The organism is Bradyrhizobium sp. SZCCHNR1053, assembly GCF_032381235.1.
Lineage (GTDB): Bacteria > Pseudomonadota > Alphaproteobacteria > Rhizobiales > Xanthobacteraceae > Bradyrhizobium.
This window is the reverse complement of the sequence record NZ_JAUHJM010000017.1, coordinates 1-23,265: the sequence shown is the minus strand read 5'-3', so window position 1 is coordinate 23,265 and position 23,265 is coordinate 1. Positions and strand designations below refer to the sequence as shown.

The window sequence follows — 23,265 nt, the reverse complement described above, 5'->3', positions numbered from 1 at the left end:
TTCAGAACAGCGGCGGGACGCGGGCGACCTTGAACGGACCGAGCACGACGACGCCATCGGAGAAGCGCAACGGGAAGGTCCGCGCCTTGCGCCCTTCGAGGGTGGCCTCCTTGCCGAGCGCATTGATACCGAGCGCGACGCCGACATTGGCGTTCTGCTTGACAACCTTGCCGAGGCCGGGAATCGCGCGGTCGAGCGCACCGAGCAGGTTGTTGACGTCCTGCGACTTCACACCGGGCGCCACGCGATCGAGCGTCCCCTGCGGCACGCCGTTTTCGAGCATCTTGTCGAGACCGAGCGCCGGGATGACCTTTTCGATCCCCGCGACCGTCATCTGCACTTCGCCATCGATCCCGCCATTGGCGGTCAAGCTCAGCGTGCCCGCGGCGACCGCGAGCAATTCGCCCTGCTGGATGCGCGACTGGACGATCTCGACATGACCGCCCGCCGCCTGGATCTCGCGAAACCGCTCCGGCCAGGGTTTGGGCCTGAAGTCCTTGAGACCCGTGACGCGGGCCTGGACGTCGGTATTGAACGGTTCGGCAAGCAGAGGATGGCTGCCTTGGATGCTGCCGTTCGCGATCTGCAACGCAGTCTCCAGCACCGGATGGTCGGACGGCGAGCCCTCGGCAACACGGCCGTGCAATTCGGCATGATCGGCGCGCGCGGCGGGCACGGCAGTGTTGCCCTCGATGCGGTCGATGGTCGGTTGTTCGAACACGAGGTCGGCGCGCTGCGGCGGCCCTGGCAGACCGCGGACACTGGCCTCACCGACGCGCCAGTTCACGGAGAACGAGGCCGGTCCGCGACCGTCGGCGATCATAGCAGGTCCCTTGAACTCCGCGATGACCCGCTTCGGGTCCCACACCTGTGCGACGACGAGAATCTCGTCGAGCTTGGCGTTCATCAAGGGCGTGCCGGCGGCCTGCGAAAACAGGGCTACGTTCGGATCCGTACAGCGGACCTCGAGCCGGAACGGAAAGCCGGCGACCGAGCGGTTCGCGCAATCGAAGACGCGGCCGGACTTCGCTTCGCGCGCACGCCAGGCGTCGGCCTGGACATCCACTTGCGAAGCGGCGAAGAACCAGAATGCGCTCCACGCGACGGCGGCGATCAGGAGCAGGACGGGAGCTATGAAAAGCCCCCAGCGAGAGCGCCTGCGCGGCGGTTGCGGCAAACGAGACATGCAGGACACCCTTTGGGCAGCAATTTTGGCAATTCGGCGATCACGGATTGTGTATCTAGATTAACAATTCGCGAGCACCACACTTAGGGCTCCGCATTGATGTCCGCAATGACCCTCTCCGAACGCGACCTTCCCCACGGCGACCTCTGGGTCTTCGGCTACGGCTCGCTGATGTGGCGACCCGGATTCGCCTTTCTCGAGCAGGTGCCGGCGCGGTTGATCGGCGAGCATCGCGCGCTCTGTGTGTATTCGTTCGTCCACCGCGGAACGCCGGAGAAGCCCGGTCTCGTGCTCGGTCTCGATCGCGGCGGCGCGTGTCGCGGCATTGCGTTTCGGGTGGCAGCAGACAAGCGCGACGAGACCATCGCCTATTTGCGGGCGCGTGAGCAGGTGACCTCGGTGTATCGCGAAGTGACGCGCTCGGTATGGCTGGAGAACGACGCCCGCGAGCGGGTGAGCGCGCTGGTCTACGTGGTCGATCGCGGCCATGTGCAATATGCCGGCCGGTTGTCGCCGCAGGAACAGTTGCGCCATGTGCGTCAGGGTCACGGCCAGTCCGGCGCCAATCGCGACTACGTGATCTCGACTGTGAAGGCGATCGAGGCGCAGGGCCTTCGCGACACGCAGTTGCATCGGCTCGCAACGATGCTGCGCGATGACGGCTACTCGCTGCATCCTGCGCCGGAAGGTGCGCCGCCATAGCACGCGTCAAGCTTTCACCGCCGCCGCTATGCGGCCGAACAGCCGGGCCTGCTCGGCCTGCCCTGCGGCGACCAGCCGATTGGTGGCCTCCTCGATCACGCTTTGGATCCGCTGCATGAATTCATCGCGTGGCAGGCCCGGCGGCAGCGGATCAAGAAACTCCACCACAAGCGTGCCCGGATAGCGCAGGAATGTGCGACGCGGCCAGAACAGCCCTGAGTTCAGCGCCACCGGCAGGCACGGCACGCCGCAATCCGTATAGATCAAGCCGACCCCGCCCTTGTAGTCCGGCGGTGCGCCCGCCGGGCGCCGCGTGCCTTCCGGAAAAATCACAAACTGACGGCCGTGCTTCACCTCCTCCGCCGCCCGCCGCATCACCTGCTTCAACGCGCGGGCGCCGGAGCTGCGGTCGATCGCGATCATGTCCGCCTTGACCAGATATTGTCCGAACAAGGGAATCCGCAGCAGCTCGCGTTTGAGAACGAAGAACGGCGCATCGAAGAAATGCAGCAGCGAGATCGTCTCCCACATCGACTGATGCTTGGCGGCGACGATAAGCGGCCCCTTCGGGATCTTTTCGACGCCGCGATATTCGACGCGAATGTTGCAGACGACGCGCATCAACACGATGTTGCTCTGCGCCCACCAATTGGCGACGCGCAGCAGCGCCTTGCGGGGCATCGCCAGGGTCGGCAACGCAATCAGCGCCCAGAGCACGAAGTTCGGGTAGAATAGGATGTTGAACAGCAGCGAACGCAGGAAGATCGAGACCATCAGAAACCCAGTTCAATTGGCTTGCGCCGTCGTCGGTCGGCGCGCCACCGAGCCGGTTGGCGGATCGACCTCGGGCGCGAGATCGAGGCCGAGATCGGCCAGCCGCAGCCGCATCTCGGCGGCGACAAATTTGGCATATTCGGACAGCAGAAGTCGCAGCGTCGGCGCGCTGGTCCACCACGGCTCGTCACGCCATTTCTCGCCGACGACGGCGTACGGAATGAGATCCATGCTCGGCATCGCATGCGACAGTTCGACGATGGCCCGCGGCATGTGATAGTTCGACGTCACCACGATCAGCGACTTGAAGCCGCGCTCGCTGGCCCACCGCCGCGTCTGCGCGGCGTTGCTGCGGGTGTTGATCGCCGAATAATCCAGATCGACGCAGCAGTTGATGAATGATCGCGCCTCGGGCAGCGACCTGGTGATGTTGCTGGCCTCGTTGGTCGGGTGCACGCCGGAGATCAGCAGCCGCCGGCCATAGCCTCCCGCCAGGAGTTCCACCGCGTCCGACACGCGCGACGAGCCGCCGGTCAGGACCACGATTCCGTCCGCCTTGCGCTCGGGCTGGATCTCGGCACCGCGCAATTGCGAGAGGAAGCCGACGAAACCGACCGCCGCGACGAAGAAGCCGAGCCCGAGCGTCGCCACGGCACCCGCGAGCGTCCGCCACACCGCCACGGTGAACGGCAGCTTTCGCCTGCTATGGTCGGTCTCCGGCTCCATGCAACGCCTGGCTTGTCCTTGCCTGCCTGCGCGCGGCGCCATGCCGTCGCGCGATCCCGTCGTTCAAGTCCGGGAACGCAGGCAGGTTTCGCCGGCCTCCCGATCACGTTCGCTCGCCGCCGATCCTGGCGCGCGACCTCCGCCGTGTTCGTGACCCAGCTCACCCCGTCCTGCCTCACCCCGGCGCAGACGATTTTAGGCGGTTTTCGGGCCAAGTGAAATCCGCAACGAGATGGCTGGGGATAGAAGCCGCCATCAGTCGATGCTCGCCAGCGTCGTGAACAGGGTCCGGCGTGCGGCCCAGCCGGTCACCGCGGCGATCACGATGGCCTGCAGCGCGATCGCGACATAGCCGAGCGGGCGCAGCGAGAACGTCCCGAGCAATGCCGCAAACTGATCGCCGACGGGGGTGCCGGAGAACCAGTTGGCGATCGACTCCGAGAACCCGAATCCGAGCATCGCAAGGCCGCCGCCGATCACGCCCCCCTCCAGTCCGAGCTGCAAAAAGTGCCGCAGGAAGTGATTGGCGATGTAGCGGTCACCGGCGCCGACGAAATGCAGCACCTCGACGATCGGCCGGTTCGCGGCCATCGCGCCGCGGGTCGCGAACGACACCGAGATGATGGTGGCCGCGATCACCAGCACGAGAATGCCGAAGCCTGCAAACAGGGTAGCACCGGTCATCGAGCGCATGCGCTCGATCCAGGCGCGGTGGTCATCCACGCTGGCGGTCGGCGCAACCTGGGTCACGCGGGCGCGCAGGGCGTTGAGATCGAAGCTGGTGCCGGGCTGGACGCGTGCGATGATGACGCGGGGCACCGGAAGCTCATCGAACGACAAGCCGCTGCCGAGCCACGGCTCCAGCAGCTTGCTCGATTCCTCCTTCGTGAATGGCCGGACCTCCACGATTCCGGACTGCGCCCGCATCGCCTCCGTCACCAGGGCAATGTCGCGCTCGAGATCCCGGCCGGTCTTGGGGCGAACCTGAACCGTGATCTCGCTCGCCACCTCCGACTGCCATTCGGCCGCGGACTCGCTGACCAGCAGCACGCCGCCGGTCGTGATCGAGGCCAGGAAGGTCATGATCGCCACCACGGCGACCAGCGCACGGCCCGCGATCGAGGCGCGCGGCACGATCGGCGACACGATGCGGGCCTGCGCCGGCAGTTGCGGGCGGTCGTCGCCGAGATCGACCAGGAGGCCGCGATCGTCTACGCTACTCATAGATGTGCAATCGTCCCTGATGCAGCACCAGCCGGCGGGCCTCGTATTGGTCCATCAGCGTGATGTCATGGGTTGCGATGATCACCGCCGTGCCCGAGCGGTTCAGTTCGATGAACAGCCGCAGCAGGCGGCGGCCGAGCGTCGGATCGACGTTGCCGGTCGGCTCGTCCGCGAGCAGCAGCTGCGGCCGCGAGATCACGGCGCGCGCGATCGCCGCGCGCTGCTTCTCACCACCCGACAGGATCGGCGGCAGCGCATCCATGCGCTCGCCGAGGCCGACCCATTTCAGGAGGTCGATGACCTCCTTGCGATAGCTTGACTCGTCGCGACCCATGACGCGAAACGGCAACGCCACGTTCTCATAGGTCGTCATGTGGTCGAGCAGCCGGAAGTCCTGCAGCACGATGCCGATGCGCTTGCGCAGATCGGCGATCTCTTCCTTGCTGAGCAGCGAGATGTCGTAGCCGAACAGATTGACCAGACCGCGGGTCGGCCGCAGCGACAGGAACAGCAGCTTCAGCAGCGAGGTCTTGCCGGCGCCCGACGGGCCGGTGAGAAACTGGAAGGAATGGGCAGGAATCTGGAAACTGAGGTCGCGGAGAATCTCCGGCCCCAATCCATAGCGCAGCCCAACATTTTCGAACCGAACCAAAGCGTCAGCTCCGTTCGACCGCGTGCGCGGCAGACCCGCACGCTCCAAGCTCAGCGGTACGATGGCCCGATTGAGCGCCCGTTATGGTTTCCGGTTCGTTAACGGTCGCCGTGTACCATTGGCGCGATTGAGTTCCGAAGTTCGTCGACATGGCGGTCCTTGTAGCACGAACTGTCGGAAACAAAGCGGCAATGGCCGTTGGAGAACAGGCGCGATGTTCATCGTTTGCCCTCATTGTACGACATCTTATGCCATCGACCTGGCAACCCTGGGTATGGCTGGCCGCAGCGTACGCTGTTCCCGTTGCAAGGAGGTCTGGCTGGCACGACCGGAGGATGCGGTCGAGGCGCCCGCCCCCATGCCTGCCATGGCGGAGGCCGGCGCGTCGGCCGCGCCCCGTGACGCCGCCGACGAGTGGGAAGCCCTCGCGCGCCAGGAAGACGACGACGAACGGACGCCCGATGTGGAAAGTCCGCCGCTGGCTGCCGGCTGGCCCGAGGATGCCCTCGCCGAGCCCGACGACACAGCCGATGCCGAGCAGCCGGCGCAGGGCGGGGCTTCGCGCCTCGCCGGTCTCCGCAAGCTCATCAGGCGCCCGACGTTGCCGGATTTCCCAGGCAATAAGCTGTTGAACCTGCCGGTGCTGACGGCTGCCATGGCGGCGCTCACGATTGCGCTGGTGGTGTGGCGCGCCGACGTCGTCAGGCTGCTGCCGCAGACGGCGTCGTTCTACAAGCTGGTCGGGCTCGAGGTGAACCTGCGCGGCCTGAACTTCAAGGACCTGAAGGTGGCGACCGAAACCGTCGACGGCAAGCCGGTGCTGGTGATCGAGGGAACGATCGTCAGCCTGACGAAGAAATCGGTCGATCTGCCGCGGTTGCGTTTCAGCGTCCGTGACGCGCAGGGCACCGAGATCTACGCCTGGAACACGCTGCTCGATCAGACCGCGCTCAAGCCCGGCGAGCGCACGACGTTCAAGTCGCGGCTCGCCTCGCCCCCTCCCGAAGGCCGCAATATCGATATACGGTTCTTCAACCGGCGCGACCTCGCCGCCGGCAGTGCATGATGGTTCCGGTCTCGCGGCTCTCTCGCGGGGCCAACGAGACGGAGACGAAACGACATGTCGCGCGTGCTGATCGCCGACGACGAAGATTCGATGCGGACCTTGGTCGCGCGCGCCATTGCCATGGATGGACATGAGATCGTGACGGCGCAGGACGGTGCCGAGGCGCTCGACATCCTGACGCGCGAGGCCGGCGCCTTCGACCTGCTGCTGACCGACATCCAGATGCCCATCATGGACGGCATCGCGCTGGCGCTGTCGGCAGCACGCGATTTTCCCGATTTGACCATCCTGCTGATGACGGGCTTTGCCCATCAGCGCGAGCGCGCGTCGAATCTCAGCGCGATCGCTCACGACGTCATCACCAAGCCGTTCTCGGTCGCCGATATCAGAACCGCGGTCGCCGACGCGCTGGCGTCGAAGGCGGGCAAGGCGTAGCGCGCCAACGATAATCCTCGACGTTGCTGCAGTCCGCGCTGTCATCCCTGCGAACGCAGGGATCCATAGCCACCGCCGCCGTTGAGGGACAAGACTGGTCCCACATCTCGCGCCATCACATCTCCCTGGGGGTATGGGTCCCGGGTCGGCACCACGCCGTCGCTTCGCGCCATCGCGGTTTGCCCGGGACGACAGCGATGGGTGCGATGGAGCGCGGACATGCCTGATGGGCTCGCGCCTGCGTAAAGGTCGCTGAAGGAACTGATCCTCTCTCCTCCGTCATTGCGAGCGCAGCGAAGCAATCCAGAATCCCTCTGCGGAGACCGTCTGGATTGCTTCGCTGCGCTCGCAATGACGCTGGGGCGGCCGTCGGACGCCCCGCTCAGCTTCACGCGCTGAGCGCGCGCATCTCGGCATAGAGATCGGATTTGCCCTCGAAGCCGATGCCGGGGAGGTCCAGCATCGTGATGTGGCCATCGATCACCTTCACGCCGTCGGGGAAGCCACCATAGGGCTGGAACAGGTCGGGATAGCTCTCATTGCCGCCGAGGCCGAGGCCGGCGGCGATGTTGAGCGACATCTGGTGGCCGCCATGCGGGATGCAGCGTGACGGCGACCAGCCGTAGGTCCTGAGGACGTCGAGCGTGCGCAGATATTCGCACAGGCCGTAGGACAGCGCGCAGTCGAATTGCAGCCAGTCGCGATCGGGACGCATGCCGCCATAGCGAATGAGGTTGCGCGCGTCCTGGTGGCTGAACAGGTTCTCGCCGGTGGCCATCGGGCCGGGATAGAAGTCAGCCAGCGTCGCCTGCAGGTGATAGTCGAGCGGATCGCCAGCCTCCTCGTACCAGAACAGCGGATAGTCGCGCAGCATCTTGGCGTAGGCGATGGCGGTCTCCAGGTCGAAGCGGCCATTGGCATCGACGGCGAGCTGATGGCCGGAGCCGATCTCATCGAGCACGGCCTCGATGCGCTCACGGTCCTCATCGATCGGGGCGCCGCCGATCTTCATCTTCACGACATTGTAGCCACGCTCGAGATAGCCGCGCATCTCGCGGCGGAGCGCCGAGAGATCCTTGCCGGGATAGTAGTAGCCGCCGGCAGCGTAGACGAAGACGCGCGGTTCGGCCTTGCGGCCGTGCCGCTCCGCGAGCAGACGGAACAGCGGCTTGTCGGCGATCTTGGCGACCGCATCCCAGATCGCCATGTCCAACGTGCCGACCGCGACCGAGCGCTCGCCGTGGCCGCCGGGCTTCTCGTTGATCATCATCGCCGCCCAGGCCTTGTCCGGATCGATGTTGTCCTTGCTGGCATCGAGCAACGATGTCGGGTCAGCTTCCAGGAGGCGCGCGCGAAAGCGCTCGCGGATCAAGCCGCCCTGGCCGTAGCGGCCGTTGGAATTGAAGCCGTAGCCGACGACGGGCCGTCCGTTGCGCTCGACATTGGTAATGACGGCGACGAGACTGGAGGTCATCTTGGTGAAGTCGATATAGGCATTGCGGATCGGCGATGAGATCGGCTTCGTCACCTCGCGGACGTCGACGATACGGACGGTCATGGTCATTCTCCTGGTCGGGGCCGCACGCGCCGCTCTACAGCGAGGCGCCTGCACAGATGGTGATGGTCTGTCCGGTGATGGCGCCCGCGTCCGGCGACAGCAGGAAGGCGGTGAGCGCGGCCACCTCCGCTGGATCGACGTAGCGCCCCATCGGCGGCAGCACCGGCGCGGTGCCCGCGCGGCTGGGATCGCGCAGGAACGGCGTGTCGGTCGCGGCCGGAGCGACGACGTTGACGGTGATCAGGCGCGGCGCCAGCTCGATTGCCCAGGAGCGCGCGAGGCCGGTGAGTGCCGCCTTGGTCGCGGCGTATTGGCTGCGGCCGGCCGCGCCATTGGCGGTGCGGCTGCCGATCAGGACGATGCGCCCGCCCTCCGTCATGTGCGGCGCCAGCGCATTGGCGAGCACCTCCGCCGCGCCGACATGGACGCGCCACATGCCTTCGCCATTCTCACGCGTGAGTTCGCCGAGCCTTCCGACGCGCATGTAGCCGGCAGCATGAACGAGCGCAGTGACGACGCCGATGCCTGCGAGTTGCGCGACCAGCGCGTGCGGCTCGGCGAGATCAGCTTGCAGACTTCGAAAGCCCTCATGTGAGAACGCCGACGGCGCGCGGTCGATGCCCGTCACGCGCCAGCCGGCCGCCAGCAGGCGCTCGGCGATGGCGCGGCCGATGCCGGAGCTGGCTCCGGTCACCACCGCGTGGCGAAAACCGGAACTGCTGTCGTGATCCACTGTCATCCCTTGTACGCAGCCGCCTCGGCCTTGACCTTCACTGCATCGAAATTGTTGATCTTGTCGATCAGCTCATTGGTGTAGAGCGCATTGTAGTCCTTGATGTCGAGCCCGTTCATCGCGGCTTCGGTGCGGAACTCCTGCTCGTTGATCGCGCCCATCTTCGTATCAGCATAGGGCGGCGCGTAGAGCTTGATGCGGCGGCTGATCGACTGCAGCACGGCCTTCACGGCTTCGTCCTCGCTGGCGCCGCGCGGCGCCGTCTCCGGATAGAGCTTCAGGAACGCCCTGGCGCCGGCGGCGGGATTGGCGAGCAGGAACTGCGAGGCCTTGCAGACCGAGCGGCCGAAGCCGATCAGCAGATCCTTGTCCTTCTCGAACGTCTGGGGCATCGCCATCAGGAACTGGCCGCCGACCATCGGGATCGAGGTCGGACGCGGCAGGTAGCTCAGCTCGATGCCGGCCGCTTCGATCTGGCCAAAACCGGTGTCGAAATAGGCCAGCGCATCGACCACGCCGCGCTGCAGGGCGACGCCGGCCGGCGTGCCGTTGCCGACCGCGACCCAGCTCACGTCCTTGTCCGGATCGAGGCCGAGCGCCTTCAGCACATTCTTGGTCACCGGATATTCGGTGGCGCCAAAGTCCGAGACGCCGATCTTCTTGCCCTTGAGATCGGTGTAGCTCTTGAGCGCAGAGCCGGGCGGGACGGCGATGTCCCATTTGTAGGGGTAGGTGTACTGATAGAACATTTTCGCGCCGCCCCATTCATTTTTGGCGAGCAGCGGCAGCGCCGTCGAGGGCACGCCGACGCCGATCGCCACCGAGCCGCGATCGGTCGCGACCTGGACGTTGGCGTTGGTGCCGAGCGCCTGGACGTCGAGCGAAAAACCCTCCAGCGCATTGTAGCCGAGCGCCTCGCCGATCACGCAATTGATGACGGTGGCGTTGAGCGCCTTGAGGCCAACGCCGAAACGGATCTTTCTGACGTCGGCGGCCATCAGCCCGGCCGGAGCGCCGCTCATCAGCAACGCCGCTCCGGCGCTGCCCTTCAGGAATGACCTGCGCGAAACCATTCTTCGTTCCTCCCTGCTTTATTTTTTGCGGTTGGCGCCCCAGTGCACGACCTTGGCCTCGCACCAGCGCACGATCCCGTGCAGCACAATGCCGAGCACGCCGAGAATGATCAGCGCCGCGAACACGCCGGCGACATCGGAGACCGCCTGCGCCTGGGTGATGACGACGCCCATGCCGCGCTGCGCGCCGAGGAACTCGGCGACGATGGCGCCGAGCAGCGCATAGACCACGGCCATGTCGAGGCCGGCGAAGATGAAGGGCGCGGCGTTCGGCAGCTTGACGATGCGATAGGTCTCGAAGCGCGACGCCGACAGCGAGCGCATCAGGTCGATGCGCTCCGGCTCGACCGCGCGCAGGCCGGTGAAGCTGTTGATCAGCACCGGGAAGAACGACAGCAGCGCCGAGATCGCGATCTTGGAGCCGTCGCCGAAGCCGAACCAGATCACGATCAGCGGCGCGATCGCCACCTTGGGCAGGCTCTGCAGCGCGAACGCATAGGGCATCACGAGGCGCTCGATCGCTTCCACTTCCGCCATCAGCGAACCGATGACCAGGCCGAGCCCGACACCGATGGCGCAGCCGACCGCGGCATTGCTGAGCGTGCTCCACAATGGCAGGTAATAGCCGAGCGGGCTGGCCGGGCTGACCGCGAGCCCGGACCACAGCGCGCGGACGACGGCTTCGGGCTTCGGCAGGATGTAGGACGGAATGTTCAGCAGGTTGACCGCGGCAATCCAGCTCAGGATCAGCACCGCGAGGCCGATCCAGGCGATCGGCGATCCCAGGCGGATGCGGCGGCGCGGACTTGCGGGCTTCTGGGACACGGCTGAAACGGCGACGTTGGCGAGATCAGTCATGGCCGTGCTCCTGCGCATTGAGCAGTCCGCGGACTTCCCTGGCAAGCCGCGCATAGTCCGGATGCAACACGATGTCGTCGAACGTGCGCGGCCGCGGAATGGGCACGTGGAGATCAGCGAGGATGCGGCCGGGGCGGGCCGACATCACGATGACCCGGTCGGCGAGAAAGATCGCCTCGGAGATCGAGTGCGTGATCAGCAGGATGGTCTTGCGGTTCTCCTGCCAGATCCGTTGCAGCTCGAGGTTCAGGCGCTCGCGCGTCAGCGCATCGAGCGCGCCGAAGGGCTCGTCCATCAACAGGATCTCGGGATCGCGCGCCAGCGCGCGGCAGATGCCGGCGCGCTGCTGCATGCCGCCGGACAGCTCATAGGGATATTTGTCGCCGAAATCGGCAAGGCCGGTCACGGCGAGCAGACGATCGATGCGGTCGCCGGCCGGCGCATGCTGGCCGCCGACGCGCAGCGGCAGCCCGACATTGTCGCGCACCGTCATCCACGGCAGCAGATTGGCCGCCTGGAACACGACGCCGACCTTGCGCGAGGGACCGGCGACGTGCTCGCCATCGAGCAGCAGCCGGCCGTCGCTGTAACTATCAAGCCCCGCGAGCAGACGCAGCAAGGTGCTCTTGCCGCAGCCGGAGGGGCCGACGACGCAGACGAACTCGCCCGGCTTGATGTCGAGCGAGATCCGGCTCAGCGCATGGACGGCCGCGCCCGAGGCCGAGACGTAGGTCTTCGACAGCTGCTCGATCGCAATCAGCACATCGTCCGGCGCGGCGGCACGCCGTGGCGCATTGTCGACATCCATCATCAGCATGAGCGTCCACCCGGAATGTTATTCGTTGTCGTCTGGAGTGACGGCCGGGCCACACCCGACCGTCGCTTGTCGATCAATCAGGCCGCAGCCTGCACCGTCAGACCGGCAGCCGCGACCGCGGCGCGGATCGCGGCCATCTCCTCCGCGCTGGGCGTATGGGTCGGCGGGCGCACCGTGGCGTCGCGGATGACGCCGGCGACCTGCATCGCCGCCTTCATGCGGCCATGCGCCTCGCCGGTCGGCTCGCCGCCGCCATAGACGGCGTCCTTCAGCGGATCGATCATGCCCTGCAGCTTCATCGCAAGCTTGAGGTCGCCGGCGGTGACGGCCGCGAACAGATCGTAGATCAGATCTGGAATCAGCGAGGCGAAGCCGACCAGCGCGCCATCGACGCCCTGCACCATCGACGCCAGCAGATATTCGTCGTGGCAGGTCAGGAGCGCCTTGTGCGGCGCCGCCGCACGGATCGCCTTGAGGTCGCGGGCATATTTGTTCATCTCGCGGGTGCCGATCTTGAAGGCCTGGACATGATCGAGACGGGCGAGCTCGGCGAGCAGCTCGGACGAGAACGAGGCGCGCGTCCAGGCGGGATAGACGTGCACGATCAGCGGCAGCCTGGTCGCCTCGCCGATCGCGCTGAAATAATCCAGGCAGTGCTCGCGCTTGAAGCCGAAGCGCAGCCAGTGATGCGGCGGCATGATGTCGAGCGCGGTGGCGCCGGCTTCCTTGGCCATCAGCGCATGCTCGATGCCGTCCTTGATGCCCTCGCAAACCACCGACGAGATGGTCGGGCAGATGCCGGTAAGCGCCTTGGCGACGATGCGCGTCACCTCGGCGCGCTCCTTCGCGGTGAGGCTGAACACCTCGCCGGTGTGGCCGTTGGTCATGATGCCGACGATGCCGCGGCGCTTGCCGAGCCAGGCGGCGTAGCGCGACAGCTCGGCCTCGTCGATCGAATGGTCGGCGTTGAAGGGGACGGCGATCGCCGGGATGATCCCCTTGAAGTTGGTCATGACGCTCATGCTTGCTCCTGTTTCGTCACATCGATGTTCATCATTTCGAGACCGTCGCGCTCGCCCCGCCCATCGCCTCCAGAGCCCGCGACAGCTGAGCGGCCGCTCTGAGCAGCGGCGCCACGCCGAGCCGCTCGAAGTCGTCCGCCGTGATGCGCATGGTGGGCGCAGCGATGCTGATCGCCGCGAGCGGAATGCCGTCGCGATCGATGACCGGTGCCGCGAGCACGCACAGCCCGGGCGCATTTTCCTGATTTGACAACGCGTAGCCGGCCGCCTTCACCTGACGCAGACGCTGCAGCAGCGCGTCGAGCTCGGTGATCGTGGTCTCGGTGCGCTTGATGCGCGGCTGCGCCTCCAGCACCTGGATCTGCGTCTCGACCGGCAGCAGCGCGAGAATGGCCTGGCCGACCGCGGTCGAATAGACCGGCGCCCGGCTGCCGATCCGCACGTCGACGCCGAGCCGGACCAGGCCGGCCTGGATGCGCTCGACATAGACGATGTCGCTGCCGTCGAGCACGGCGAGCGAGGCGGCCTCGTTCATCTCGCCGACCAGGCTGCGCAGGATCGGGCGCGCCTGGGTGCGCAGCTCCGAGCGCGCGATCGCGTTGAAGCCGAGGTCGAGACATTTGAGCGTGAGGCGAAAGCGCCTGGTGTCGCCGACCTTCTCGACATAGCCGAGCATCACGAGCGTGTTGAGCAGGCGGAACGTGGTGCCCTTGTCGAGGGCGGCGCGGCGCGCGACGTCGGCGAGCACCAGCTCGGGCTCCTCGCTGGTGAAGGCGTTCAGCACCTGAAAGCCCTTGGCCAGCGACTGCACGACGCTTTTGCCAGCCTTGCTGTCCTCGTCCACTTGGAGGCTCCGACGTTTCCTGACTGACGCCGGCCTTGACGACCGGCATTTTGATTTGTATGGTTCGGATTGCGAACTATAGTTCGTATATTAGAATGCGCGTAGCCGCTTCTGTCAAGCGCGCTCGCACGCCGCATGCGCGCACGGCTTGAAATCTGCGCAGCCGGCATGATCTCTCCCTGAGGGCCGCGACATCTCGCGGCCTTTTTCAGGAGTCCGGCGTGAGCGTCGCATTCACCAAGGAAGAGAGCGCCGAAACGGCCGCCGAAACGCAGCTGCCCGACCGGCCGGTCTCGCCGCATCCGAACCTCGTCACCGAGGCGGGACTCAAGGCGCTCGAGAGGCAGTTGCGCGAGGCGCAGGCGGCCCATGAAGCGGCGCAGGAAATCGAGGACGTCAACGAGCGGCGACGGGAGTCGGCGCTGCCGCTGCGCGACGCGCGCTACTTTGCAGCGCGTGTCCGGACCGCGCAGGTGATGCCGGCGCCGACATCGACGGAGCAGATCGCGTTCGGCAGCACGGTGACGTTCAAGCGCGGCGACGGCCGCGTGCAGACCTACACGATCGTCGGCGAGGATGAGGCTGATCCGAAGCGCGGCATGATCTCGCACGTCTCGCCGGTGGCTCGCCTGCTGATGGGCAAGTCGGCCGGCGACGTCGTCGAGGTTACCGGACAAGAGCTGGAGATTCTCACGATCGCCTGAGGCGGTACCCATCACGCCGGCAGGAAACGATGCTCAAAGTTGGAATCATCTCCGACACGCATGGGCTGCTGCGGCCGGAGGCAGTGCGATGTCTGTCGGGCGTCCATCACATCATCCACGCCGGCGATATCGGCCGGCACGAGATCGTTGACCGGCTTCGCCTGATCGCATCGGTGACTGCGATCCGCGGCAACATCGACACGGCAGACTGGGCGAATGCATATCCCGCCACCGAAACCATCAGGCTCGGCACGCGTGCCGTCCATGTCGTGCACGACGTCCACGACCTCGCGGTCGATCCTGCAACGTCGGGCATCGACATCGTCGTGTCTGGTCACTCGCATCGCGCGGGCATCGAGAGGCGCGACGGCGTGCTCTACCTGAATCCAGGCAGCGCAGGGCCGCGTCGCTTCAAGCTGCCGATCACGCTGGCGACGCTGAACATCTCCGCAGGCCAACTGTCACCCGCGATCCACGATCTCGGCAGCGCCTGAAGCAAAGCGAAAGGGCGCCCATGGGCGCCCTCCCCGAACCTCGTATGAGATGCATCGATCAGAAGCGGTCGGCCAGCGCCATGCCGGGATCGCTGAACGAGGGACGGCCGGTCTCGACGTGGCCGGCGACGCGGCGATAGAAGCTGTCGTCGGTGTCGCTGGTGACGACGAAGTCGTACCAATGGCCGGACTTGCGCAGTTGCCAGTACAGCTCGCCGTGGCGTCCGGGCGCGGACACCTTGACCGTCCACGACGTGGACGGACCGCCATGGCCCGGTCCGGGGAAGAAGGTTGGCGCGCCGAAGCCGAAGCCCGGAGCATCGAAGTCGGGAGCCGAGCGGAAACCCGGCACCGCGCCAAAACCCACCGCATGGAAGCCGGGCAGCGGACCGAAGCCGGGACATCGGGGCTCCAGCGCGGCCGAGACCGAGGCGGTGACGGCCTGCAACGGCCCATAGATCTCGTTGGACTTCACCGTGAAGCTCGCGCGAGCATGACCGTCGTTGCGCAGCTGCATGTGCAGGCCGCCCTCGAAGACGTTGTAGCCGACGAAGATCTCGGGGCTGGCTGCATTCGACGGCCTGACCTTGTCGAGGTCGCCCTTGAAATGACGATGGAAGCCGTTCGGGCCGAGCACCCAGAGATCATACAGGCCGTCGCTGCCGACGCTCCATTCATCGTCGATCATCTTGCCGGCCTCGACGGTGTAGCGGCGCGGAATGAGATCGAGATGCTGCTTGTCGTAGACGTGGAACACGGCACCGGCGAAGCCGGTGTTGGCGAACAACAGCTTCACCTTGCCCGCGGCGGCGTCGACCTTCGCGGTGGCGTGCAGGATGTAGGGCAGCGGACGTGAATAGCGCGCGCCGCTCTCCTGGAACAGCGGCTGCGGTGTCGCGGGCGCAACCGGCGCCGGCAAGGTCTTCTGGTGCGCGTCCGACGCCTGCCAGTTGCTCTGGTCAGGCAGCTCCGGGAAGCGCGGATCGTTCGGGCTGGCGAAATCGAACGCCGAGGTGAGATCGCCGGAGACGGCGCGGTGCCAGGGGCTGATGGCGTCGACCTTGATGCCGAAGCGCTTCTCGAGGAATCGCCCGATCGAGGTGTGGTCGAACACCTGCGAGTTGACCCAGCCGCCCTTGCTCCACGGCGACACCACATACATCGGCACGCGCGCAGAGAGCCCCCACGGGCGGATGTTGCCGCTGACCGTGTCGGTCGCAGTCAGCACGTTGCCGACGGTGTTGGAGAAATACTCGCCGTCGAGCCGCAAGGTCGCCTTGCCCATCAGCTTGCCGCTGGCGTCGTAGGACGGCACCGCCGGTGCCGGCAGATGATCGAAGAAGCCGTCATTCTCGTCGAAGGTCAGCAGGAAGACGGTCTGGCTCCAGACCTCGGGATTGGCCGTCAGCGCTTCCAGCACCTGGTCGGTGAAATTGCCGGCGCGGGTCGGGCTGCCGCCGCCGGGATGCTCGGAGTTGGCCTGGGTCGGCAGGATCCACGACACCTCCGACAGCGTGCCGGCCATCACGTCGGCCTTCAGCCGGTCGAGATAATCCGGACCGCCGGTCAGGCCGTGCACGTAGTTCGCATCGCCGGGCTGGGCATGACGGAAGCTGGAGAACGCCAGGCAGCCGTGCATCGCGCCGGTCCAGTTGTCGTTCATGTCCTGATAGATGTGCCAGCTCACGCCGGCCTTGTTCAGGAGATCGGGCAGCGTATCCCAATTGAAGTCGCTGCCGACATATTTGTAGGTCGCTTGCGGCTGCGGCTGGCCGGCCACCCAATTGTGCGGATTGGGCCAGCAACGCAGGTTGTTGGGCTCGGAGTCGTTGGTCGTGCTGTTGATGCCCTGCGCGCGCAGCGCCGGATTGAAGTTGGAGCCGGACCAGAACACGATGCGGTTCGGATCGGTGCCGGTGGTGATGGAGGCATGGTAGGCGTCGCACAGCGTGAAGGCCTCGGCGAGCGCGAACTGGAACGGGATGTCGTCGCGGCCGAAATAGCCCATCGCATAGGGCGTCTTGTACTTCGCCCAATAGCCCATCTTGCCCTGATTCCACGCCGCCTGGCTGTCGCCGAACGAATGCGGCGTGCCGTAGCCGACCAGCGCGTTGGAGGTCGCCGAGTCGCGGTGATAGGGCGGGATCTCGCGGGAGCCGTCGGACTGGAACCAGACCGGCTTGCCGCTCTCCAGCGGGATCGGGAAGCGGTCGCCGAAGCCGCGCACGCCGCGCAGCGTGCCGAAGTAGTGATCGAAGGAGCGGTTCTCCTGCATCAGGATGACGATGTGCTTGACGTCCTGAATGGTGCCGGTCCGGCGCCGTGCCGGAATGGCCAGCGCCTGGCGGATGCTGGCGAAGGCAGCCGCCGCCGTGGCGCCTGCCAGAAAATCGCGACGTGTTGTCATGCTGATACGACCTTTTGAAATCTTGAAGAACGTATTCAGGGTTGGCGGGGCGAGCCCGACCTGCTCCTGCGAACGTCGCTGGCGTATCAGCGCGACTTGACAGCGCTGTGAAATTTTTATTTACGAAATGAATCTGAATGAGATTTTCTCAGTATCGGGGGCGCAGCGTGATGGGATCGACCTTTCGTTCTGGGCCGGGCGCGAACGGCATCTTGTTTCGTATTCGTGAGTTGCAGAACGAGCTGCCGCCGAAGGCGCGGCAGATCGCGGAGCTGGTCATCGCCCGGCCGGAGCCGTTCATCCACATGTCGATCACCGAGGTCGCGGAAGCCTGCGGCGTCAGCGAGGGAACGATCGTGTCGTTCTGCCGGCGGGTCGGGGTGCGGGGCTTTCAGGAGCTCAAGATCATGCTGGCGCGCGACCTGATCGAGCCGGTCCGGCTGATCCAGGAGGACCTGCATCGCGGCGATGATCCGGCGACGGTCACCGACCACATCTTCGCGGCGCATGCCGCCTCGCTGCAGGAGACGCGGCGGCTGCTGTCGATGGACGCGCTGGCGCAGGCGGCGAAGCTGCTGCGGCAGGCGCGGCGCGTCGAGATCTACGGCATCGGGAGTTCGGCGCCGATCGCGCAGGACCTGTCGTACCGGCTGCTGCAGCTCGGGCTGGCGGCCAATGCGATCGTGGATTCGCATGTCCAGGCGGTCAGCGCCGGGATGACCGGGCCCGACGTCGCGACCGTCACGGTGTCGCATTCGGGCAGCACGGTCGAGACCGTGCTGGCGACGCGGCTGGCGCAGGCGGCGGGCGCGCGGACCATCGGCATCACCCGGCTCGGCAAGTCGCCGCTGGCGGCGCATTGCGAGGTGCTGCTCTACACCGTCGCCAACGAGACGCGCTATCGCCCGGAGGCGATGAGCAGCCGCGTGGCGCAGCTCGCCATCATCGATACGCTGGTCAGCTGCTGCGCCCTCACCGACACCGAACGCTCCGTCGACAGGCTGCAGCACGCGGCGCGCATCCTGTCCGAGAAACGCTACTGACCGACGCGGCCTCCGGTCAAAACGGTGAGCCACGGGCATGACCTCCCGTGGCCGACCCATCCTCAATAGTCCTTCAGCAGCCGCTCGATGTAGTCGAGCTCGAGCTGCGGCCGCGACTGATCGCCGAGACGGCGGCGCAGCTCCTCGAGGATGCGGCGGACGCGCTGCACGTCGATCTCGCCCGGGATCTTCTGGGAGAAATCGTCGATGTCGCGGCCGGGATGCATCGGGCGTCCGAGCGGATCGGTCTGCTGCGCGCCCTGCTGGCGGCCGGCGCGCTGGCCGGGGCCGTCGCCGGGCTGGTCGCCGTCGCCCTGCTGCATCGCCTCGGCGAGGCTCTTTGCGCCCTTGCGCAGCGCGTCCAGCGCCTTGCCCTGCGATTCCACCGCGCCGTCGGCATTGTTGTCGCCGAGCTGACTGCCGGCATCGCCCATCGCGCTGTCGGCGTCGTCGAGCCCGTCGCCGGAATCGCCCTGGTCGCCTTGATCACCGGGATCGCCCTGCTGACCCTGTTGCCCCTTCTGGCCTTTCTGACCCTTCTGTCCTTTTTCGCCCTTCTGGCCCATGCCGCGCTTGGCGAGCTGGTCCTGAAGCTGCTTGAGACGGTCGCGCAGCGCCTGCTGGTCCTGCTGCAGGTCGCCCATGCTCTGGTCCTGGTCGCCCTGCTGCTTGTTGCGGTTGCGGCGCGAATCCTGGCCCTGCTTGAAGGTCTTGTCGCGGAGCTGCTGCTGCTTGCGGATCATGTCGCCGAGCTCGTTGAGCGCCTGCTCCATGTCGTTGTCGCCGCCCTGGTTGGGCTGCGCCATCTGCAGGTTCTCCAGCATCTGCTGCAGCTGCTCGAGCAGCTCGCGCGCGCCCTCCTTGTCGCCCTGGCGCGACAGCCGCTCCATGCGGTCGATCATGTTCTGCAGGTCCTGCTGGCGCAGGATCTTGGTGTTCTGGTCGAGCGGCCGCTGCGCCATCTGCGGGTTGTTGCGCAATTGCTCGGCGAGCTGGCGCATGTAGTTGTCCATCGCCTTGCGCAGGTCCTCGGCGAGCTTCTTGATCTCCTCGTCGCTGGCGCCGCGCTCCAGCGCCTGCTTCAGCGCGTCCTGGGCCGCGCGCAGCGCCTTGTCGACGTCGGAGATGTTGCCGTCCTCGATGGTGACGGCCAGCGCCCACAGGCTCGCCACCACCTCGCGCAGCGCATCGTCGGTGCGCGCCGCTTCGAGCTGCCGCGTCACCGAGCGCAGGCCGAGATACTGGCCGGGCTCGGGCGTGAACAGCTCCGGCGCGATCGCCAGCGCGTCGAGCGCGGTGAACACGTCGCCGTTGCGGTTGCCGTCGAGCGCGAGGATCCGCCGCTGCTCGATCAGCGCCCGCGCCAGTGGCTTGGTGAACAGCCGCTCCGGCAGCCTGGTCTCGAACGGCTCGCTGGTGCCCTCGTTGCCGGCCTCGTCCTTGGCTGTCAGCGTGAGCGTGACGTCGGCGCCGGCGTAGGGGTCCTCGCTGAGATCCTTCACCGTCTGGCCGACGCCGTTGCGGGTGCGCGCGTTCGGCAGCACCAGCGGAAACTCCGGCGGCTGGAACAGCGGCCGCGCGGCGGGCGCGTCGGCCGTCTTGCTCTCGGCAGCCTTGCCTTCGACAGGCCGCGCGGTGACCCGGGCGCGGGCTTCGGTGACGCCGTAATCGTCCTCGAGCTTGTAGGACAGCTTCAGCGAGCCGCGCGCCTGCCGCTCGGGGTCCTTGGCCATGCTGATGACCGGCGGCTTGTCCGGCGTCGCCGCGAACACCCATTGCGGCTGCCCCGAGGGCGCGCGGACGTGAACGGTGCCGTCGGCCTTGATCGTGTAGTGCTTCTCGGTGGTGCCCTTCGGCGCCGCCTCGCCGGCCGCGCCCTCGCCGGGCGCCGCCTCGGCGACGCCGCCACCGGTGATGACATCGAGATTGCCGCCGCTGGAACGCACGATCAGCGTCGAGCCCTGGGGCACCACGATCGGGCCGCTCGCCGGCACCGCGCCTTCCTTGTTGGCGGCGGACAGGATGATCGGCGGCTTCGCCGTGTAGAGCGGCGGCTTGACCCAGGCATCGACGCGGATCGTGACCGGCGTCAGCACGCCGTTCCAGTCGAACGCCGAGGCCACCCGCAGCGCCCGCTCGTCACCGGCCGCGATAGAGGTCGCAACCAGCAGCACGACGACCAGCGCGCGCACGGCCCAGGGATCGTGCAGCGACAGCCGCGGCCGCGGCGTCCCGGCGCGGATGCGCTTGATCGAGGCCAAAGTGCGCTCGCGCTGCGCCTGCCACAGCGCGCGGGCCAGCGGATCCTGAGTGGTGAGCGTGTCGGTGAGTGCGGTGGCGGGGCGATGGGCGATGCCCGAGCCGCGGTCGAGCCGCGCCAGGCCCTCGTCGCGGCCGGGCCAGCGAAAGCGCAGCATCGGCACGGCGGCGCCGAGCAACAGCAGCAGGAACAGGCCGATCCCGATCATGCGCGCCGCAAACGGCAGGCTGAGCCAGAGGCCGGCCCAGGACACGATCAAGAACAGACCGACCACCGTGAGCAGCCGGGCGACGTGCGGCCAGCCGCGCTCCCAGGCGATGGCGAGACGCGCCCGCTTCAGCGCCTGCGCCAGCTTCAGCCGCGCCAAGCCATCATGCGTCAGGCCATCGGGCGTGCTGCTTGCCGGCCCAGCCGGCTCGGGGGTGACACCGCTCAACAATCCCTCCAGGTTGCCCGGATGTTCAACCTAGCACAAAGGCAGCCGTGAGGCACCCGCTCTGCGGGGACTTTCCCGGCGCCGGCCGCGGTTCACACGGGAGTGTGACCGCCGGGTTCCCGGAAAGCTACGGGGTGGCCCGATGACGGCGGGCCGTCCCGATAACATCGACATCCGAGTGTGACGCCCGCCGCCCACCCCAAACTCCGTCATTGCGAGCGCAGCGAAGCAATCCAGGGCTCCGGGCGGGACTCTGGATTGCTTCGTCGCTGCGCTCCTCGCAATGACGTCGTGGCGAACGTTACGATGCACATGATCAAACACCCCCGCGGAGGAATCATCAGCGAGACGAGCACCATTGCTCTCGCGACGCATTCGGCGCCCGAGGGATGCCTGACATCTCACCCTCTCGAGAAGCGAGGGCGCAGGGAAGGCCGGGCGCCGGCCGGCGCCCATGGTCCGCGTGCAACAAAAAGCACGCGGTAGAACCACAGGCTCAGCCGAGATCACCCGGCCTTCCCTGCGCGATGGTGTTACGACTTATACGCGATCTTCCCGGGGAACGGCTGTCTTGCCCCCGTCACAGTCGACTCGTCATCGGCCTGCTTGGCATCAGCACCGCGATGCCAGAACCACGCGACTTCATCGTCGCACCGGGGTCGTTCGTCCGCGCGAGCAAGCCCGCGCTGCGCCCCAATGCGCCCACCGCATCCCGCACCCGACGTCCGTGACGATCGCGAAGCGCCCCCTCAGCGGGACGGGATGCGGGGGAGTAGAGCACGATTTCGGATAAAGCGCAACACGTATCTTTTGTAGAGCAGCCGAACCGAGCGACGCCCGTGAACAGGGTGACGCCCGCTGAAAGTGTTCGTGAGGCTTGTTGTTCGACGCAGCAGGCGGCAGACGCGTTGGGCACCGCGAGCCGAATCGTCGATCGAAACCGAAAAGCTCGTCCGCCCACCAAGCCAAACCGCTAATTGCAGCTTCATCGTAATCCTAGACGAGATATCCCGGTCGATTGTGCGCCCGTAGAACACAAGATGCGTCTTACATGAAGAGATCAGGGGCGCTATCTTTGTTCCCCCGACCGAATCAAAAGGGAGCGGTCCTTGGATACAATCCGAGCCAGCATCGATATTTCGACTCGCGAATACCTCGATTCCCGGCGGGCCGCATTGAACCGCCTTGAGGGTGCTTCAAATCCTACTCCTCGAATGAAGCAGCAGATAGATCTGCTTCGTGAGAACATTGCAGCTACTCAAAGACACCGGACGGCATGTGGACTTGATGCCGTCTAAGCGTACCCCCCCCATCGCTATCAGCAACATGAACAGCAAGCGCGGCAAGAGAAATTCGCGAATGAGCGACCAAGCGCAAAAAGGCGCGAATACTGAGTCGTCTTCTGGTAGCGCATCGTGGCGGTCTGGAGCGGACGTGGCACCGCCGGCTAAGCATCTGCTTGACTACCTAATGACATTCTTCGCGTTCGTTGCAGCGATAGGAGGAGTCGCGGCAGCGGCCTTCACCGGCTGGCAGGCCTGGATCGCTAGCGACAACGAAGAACGTTATTTGAGAGCCTACATTCACGTAACCCACGGTCGAAGCTTCTTTTTGGAAAAGCCTGATGGCAGTTGGGATGTAAGCGAAACACCTGCTTACAAAGTGTACGGACAAACTCCCGCCGGGAGCGTTGCCGTCAAATGGCGCATGCGAACTGAAACGTTTCCTATGAACGCCAAGACGTTTTACCTAGATCACATGGCGACCTTGCCATCGCAAACTACAACGGTGGACGCTCCAAACGAAGAACGGTATGCCGACACACTGACTATGACCCTGCTGAAGGATGACATCTCAAAAATTCAAGGAGGGACGCACCGCTTCTACGTTTACGGCACAATTCTCTACGTCGACGTCTTCCAAAGATCACGATACACGAACTTCTGTTACTATTTCGACATTGAAGGGCTCCGGAAAGGCTACGCCACCAATTGTCCACTGCACAATAATGCCGATTGGTTTGGGCCAAACGATAAATCTACGGCGGTCAACGCAGTGATGTAGGTTGCGCTCGCACTTCAAATATCTCAACCGCGATGCTCAGAAGAACGACAGCCAGACAATCCGTCCAGGGAATTACGGTGACGCTGCAGAAAACTTGCGACTACCGCTACCTAGAGCATGCTGTATTTATACGGAAACATATCCTGAGTTTCTGAGATAGTTGGCGCACTCCTTTTCCGAGAAGAGA

The 23,265-nt window shown here is 65.8% G+C and carries 21 protein-coding genes; 7 read left to right on the top strand and 14 right to left on the bottom strand.

What is annotated here, in order from left to right:
• Nucleotide 1: 1 nt before the first annotated feature.
• The gene (locus QX051_RS27590) at nt 2–1,186 is read right to left on the bottom strand and encodes a DUF2125 domain-containing protein (protein ID WP_315778299.1); all 1,185 of its coding nucleotides are present in this window, start codon (nt 1,184–1,186) and stop codon (nt 2–4) included.
• Nucleotides 1,187–1,285: 99 nt separating this feature from the next.
• On the opposite strand from QX051_RS27590, the gene QX051_RS27585 reads away from it, so the two are divergent.
• Complete coding sequence (locus QX051_RS27585) at nt 1,286–1,888, top strand: gamma-glutamylcyclotransferase (protein ID WP_409998147.1); 603 nt, start codon at nt 1,286–1,288, stop codon at nt 1,886–1,888.
• A gap of 6 nt (nt 1,889–1,894) precedes the next feature.
• Here the strand turns inward: QX051_RS27585 and QX051_RS27580 are convergent, their stop codons facing one another.
• The 4 genes from QX051_RS27580 to ftsE form a co-directional block, all read right to left on the bottom strand.
• Nucleotides 1,895–2,662 (bottom strand): lysophospholipid acyltransferase family protein, encoded by a 768-nt coding sequence (locus QX051_RS27580; RefSeq protein WP_315755963.1) that lies wholly within the window; start codon nt 2,660–2,662, stop codon nt 1,895–1,897.
• A gap of 12 nt (nt 2,663–2,674) precedes the next feature.
• Nucleotides 2,675–3,388: a YdcF family protein gene (locus QX051_RS27575; protein ID WP_315778297.1), complete on the bottom strand. Its 714-nt coding sequence runs from the start codon at nt 3,386–3,388 to the stop codon at nt 2,675–2,677.
• Between the two features lie 255 nt (nt 3,389–3,643).
• A complete protein-coding gene (locus QX051_RS27570) occupies nt 3,644–4,612 on the bottom strand; it encodes an ABC transporter permease (RefSeq protein WP_315736232.1) in 969 nt (322 codons plus the stop codon).
• Nucleotides 4,605–5,264: a cell division ATP-binding protein FtsE gene (ftsE, locus tag QX051_RS27565; protein WP_006615648.1), complete on the bottom strand. Its 660-nt coding sequence runs from the start codon at nt 5,262–5,264 to the stop codon at nt 4,605–4,607. Before ftsE ends, QX051_RS27570 begins: the two co-directional genes overlap by 8 nt.
• Nucleotides 5,265–5,478: 214 nt before the next feature.
• Between ftsE and QX051_RS27560 the strand changes: the two genes are divergently transcribed.
• Together QX051_RS27560 and QX051_RS27555 are read left to right on the top strand one after the other, a co-directional pair.
• Nucleotides 5,479–6,330: an MJ0042-type zinc finger domain-containing protein gene (locus tag QX051_RS27560; protein ID WP_315756098.1), complete on the top strand. Its 852-nt coding sequence runs from the start codon at nt 5,479–5,481 to the stop codon at nt 6,328–6,330.
• A gap of 54 nt (nt 6,331–6,384) precedes the next feature.
• Nucleotides 6,385–6,765, top strand: a complete 381-nt coding sequence (locus tag QX051_RS27555; RefSeq protein ID WP_315736231.1) for a response regulator — start codon at nt 6,385–6,387, stop codon at nt 6,763–6,765.
• A 388-nt stretch (nt 6,766–7,153) separates the two neighbouring features.
• Here the strand turns inward: QX051_RS27555 and QX051_RS27550 are convergent, their stop codons facing one another.
• The 7 genes from QX051_RS27550 to QX051_RS27520 form a co-directional block, all read right to left on the bottom strand.
• Complete coding sequence (locus QX051_RS27550; RefSeq protein ID WP_315778296.1) at nt 7,154–8,323, bottom strand: mandelate racemase/muconate lactonizing enzyme family protein; 1,170 nt, start codon at nt 8,321–8,323, stop codon at nt 7,154–7,156.
• 34 nt (nt 8,324–8,357) lie between these two features.
• On the bottom strand, nt 8,358–9,062 hold the full coding sequence (locus QX051_RS27545; protein ID WP_315778295.1) for an SDR family oxidoreductase: 705 nt from the start codon (nt 9,060–9,062) through the stop codon (nt 8,358–8,360).
• Nucleotides 9,059–10,129, bottom strand: a complete 1,071-nt coding sequence (locus QX051_RS27540) for an ABC transporter substrate-binding protein (protein WP_315778293.1) — start codon at nt 10,127–10,129, stop codon at nt 9,059–9,061. Before QX051_RS27540 ends, QX051_RS27545 begins: the two co-directional genes overlap by 4 nt.
• 18 nt (nt 10,130–10,147) lie before the next feature.
• Complete coding sequence (locus tag QX051_RS27535; RefSeq protein WP_315778292.1) at nt 10,148–10,987, bottom strand: ABC transporter permease; 840 nt, start codon at nt 10,985–10,987, stop codon at nt 10,148–10,150.
• Entirely contained in the window at nt 10,980–11,804 is an 825-nt protein-coding gene (locus QX051_RS27530; protein ID WP_315778291.1) for an ABC transporter ATP-binding protein, read from the bottom strand. The genes QX051_RS27535 and QX051_RS27530 overlap by 8 nt, the downstream gene beginning before the upstream one ends.
• Before the next feature lie 77 nt (nt 11,805–11,881).
• Nucleotides 11,882–12,826 (bottom strand): dihydrodipicolinate synthase family protein, encoded by a 945-nt coding sequence (locus QX051_RS27525; RefSeq protein ID WP_315778290.1) that lies wholly within the window; start codon nt 12,824–12,826, stop codon nt 11,882–11,884.
• Nucleotides 12,827–12,857: 31 nt separating this feature from the next.
• The gene (locus QX051_RS27520; RefSeq protein ID WP_315778289.1) at nt 12,858–13,670 is read right to left on the bottom strand and encodes an IclR family transcriptional regulator; all 813 of its coding nucleotides are present in this window, start codon (nt 13,668–13,670) and stop codon (nt 12,858–12,860) included.
• 221 nt (nt 13,671–13,891) lie between these two features.
• On the opposite strand from QX051_RS27520, the gene greA reads away from it, so the two are divergent.
• Together greA and QX051_RS27510 are read left to right on the top strand one after the other, a co-directional pair.
• Nucleotides 13,892–14,374, top strand: a complete 483-nt coding sequence (gene greA / locus QX051_RS27515; protein WP_315778288.1) for a transcription elongation factor GreA — start codon at nt 13,892–13,894, stop codon at nt 14,372–14,374.
• A 29-nt stretch (nt 14,375–14,403) separates the two neighbouring features.
• Nucleotides 14,404–14,868: a metallophosphoesterase family protein gene (locus tag QX051_RS27510; RefSeq protein ID WP_315778287.1), complete on the top strand. Its 465-nt coding sequence runs from the start codon at nt 14,404–14,406 to the stop codon at nt 14,866–14,868.
• Nucleotides 14,869–14,926: 58 nt separating this feature from the next.
• On the opposite strand, the gene QX051_RS27505 is transcribed toward QX051_RS27510, so the two are convergent.
• Nucleotides 14,927–17,275, bottom strand: a complete 2,349-nt coding sequence (locus tag QX051_RS27505) for a phosphocholine-specific phospholipase C (RefSeq protein WP_315778286.1) — start codon at nt 17,273–17,275, stop codon at nt 14,927–14,929.
• A 212-nt stretch (nt 17,276–17,487) separates the two neighbouring features.
• Between QX051_RS27505 and QX051_RS27500 the strand changes: the two genes are divergently transcribed.
• The gene (locus tag QX051_RS27500; protein WP_315736220.1) at nt 17,488–18,318 is read left to right on the top strand and encodes a MurR/RpiR family transcriptional regulator; all 831 of its coding nucleotides are present in this window, start codon (nt 17,488–17,490) and stop codon (nt 18,316–18,318) included.
• A gap of 62 nt (nt 18,319–18,380) precedes the next feature.
• Here QX051_RS27500 and QX051_RS27495 read toward each other — a convergent pair whose 3' ends face one another.
• Nucleotides 18,381–21,014 carry a TIGR02302 family protein gene (locus QX051_RS27495; protein ID WP_315778285.1) on the bottom strand — a complete coding sequence of 878 codons (2,634 nt, stop codon included), beginning with the start codon at nt 21,012–21,014 and terminating at the stop codon, nt 18,381–18,383.
• Nucleotides 21,015–22,373: 1,359 nt separating this feature from the next.
• Between QX051_RS27495 and QX051_RS27490 the strand changes: the two genes are divergently transcribed.
• Entirely contained in the window at nt 22,374–23,078 is a 705-nt protein-coding gene (locus QX051_RS27490) for a hypothetical protein (protein WP_315778284.1), read from the top strand.
• Nucleotides 23,079–23,265: the final 187 nt, after the last annotated feature.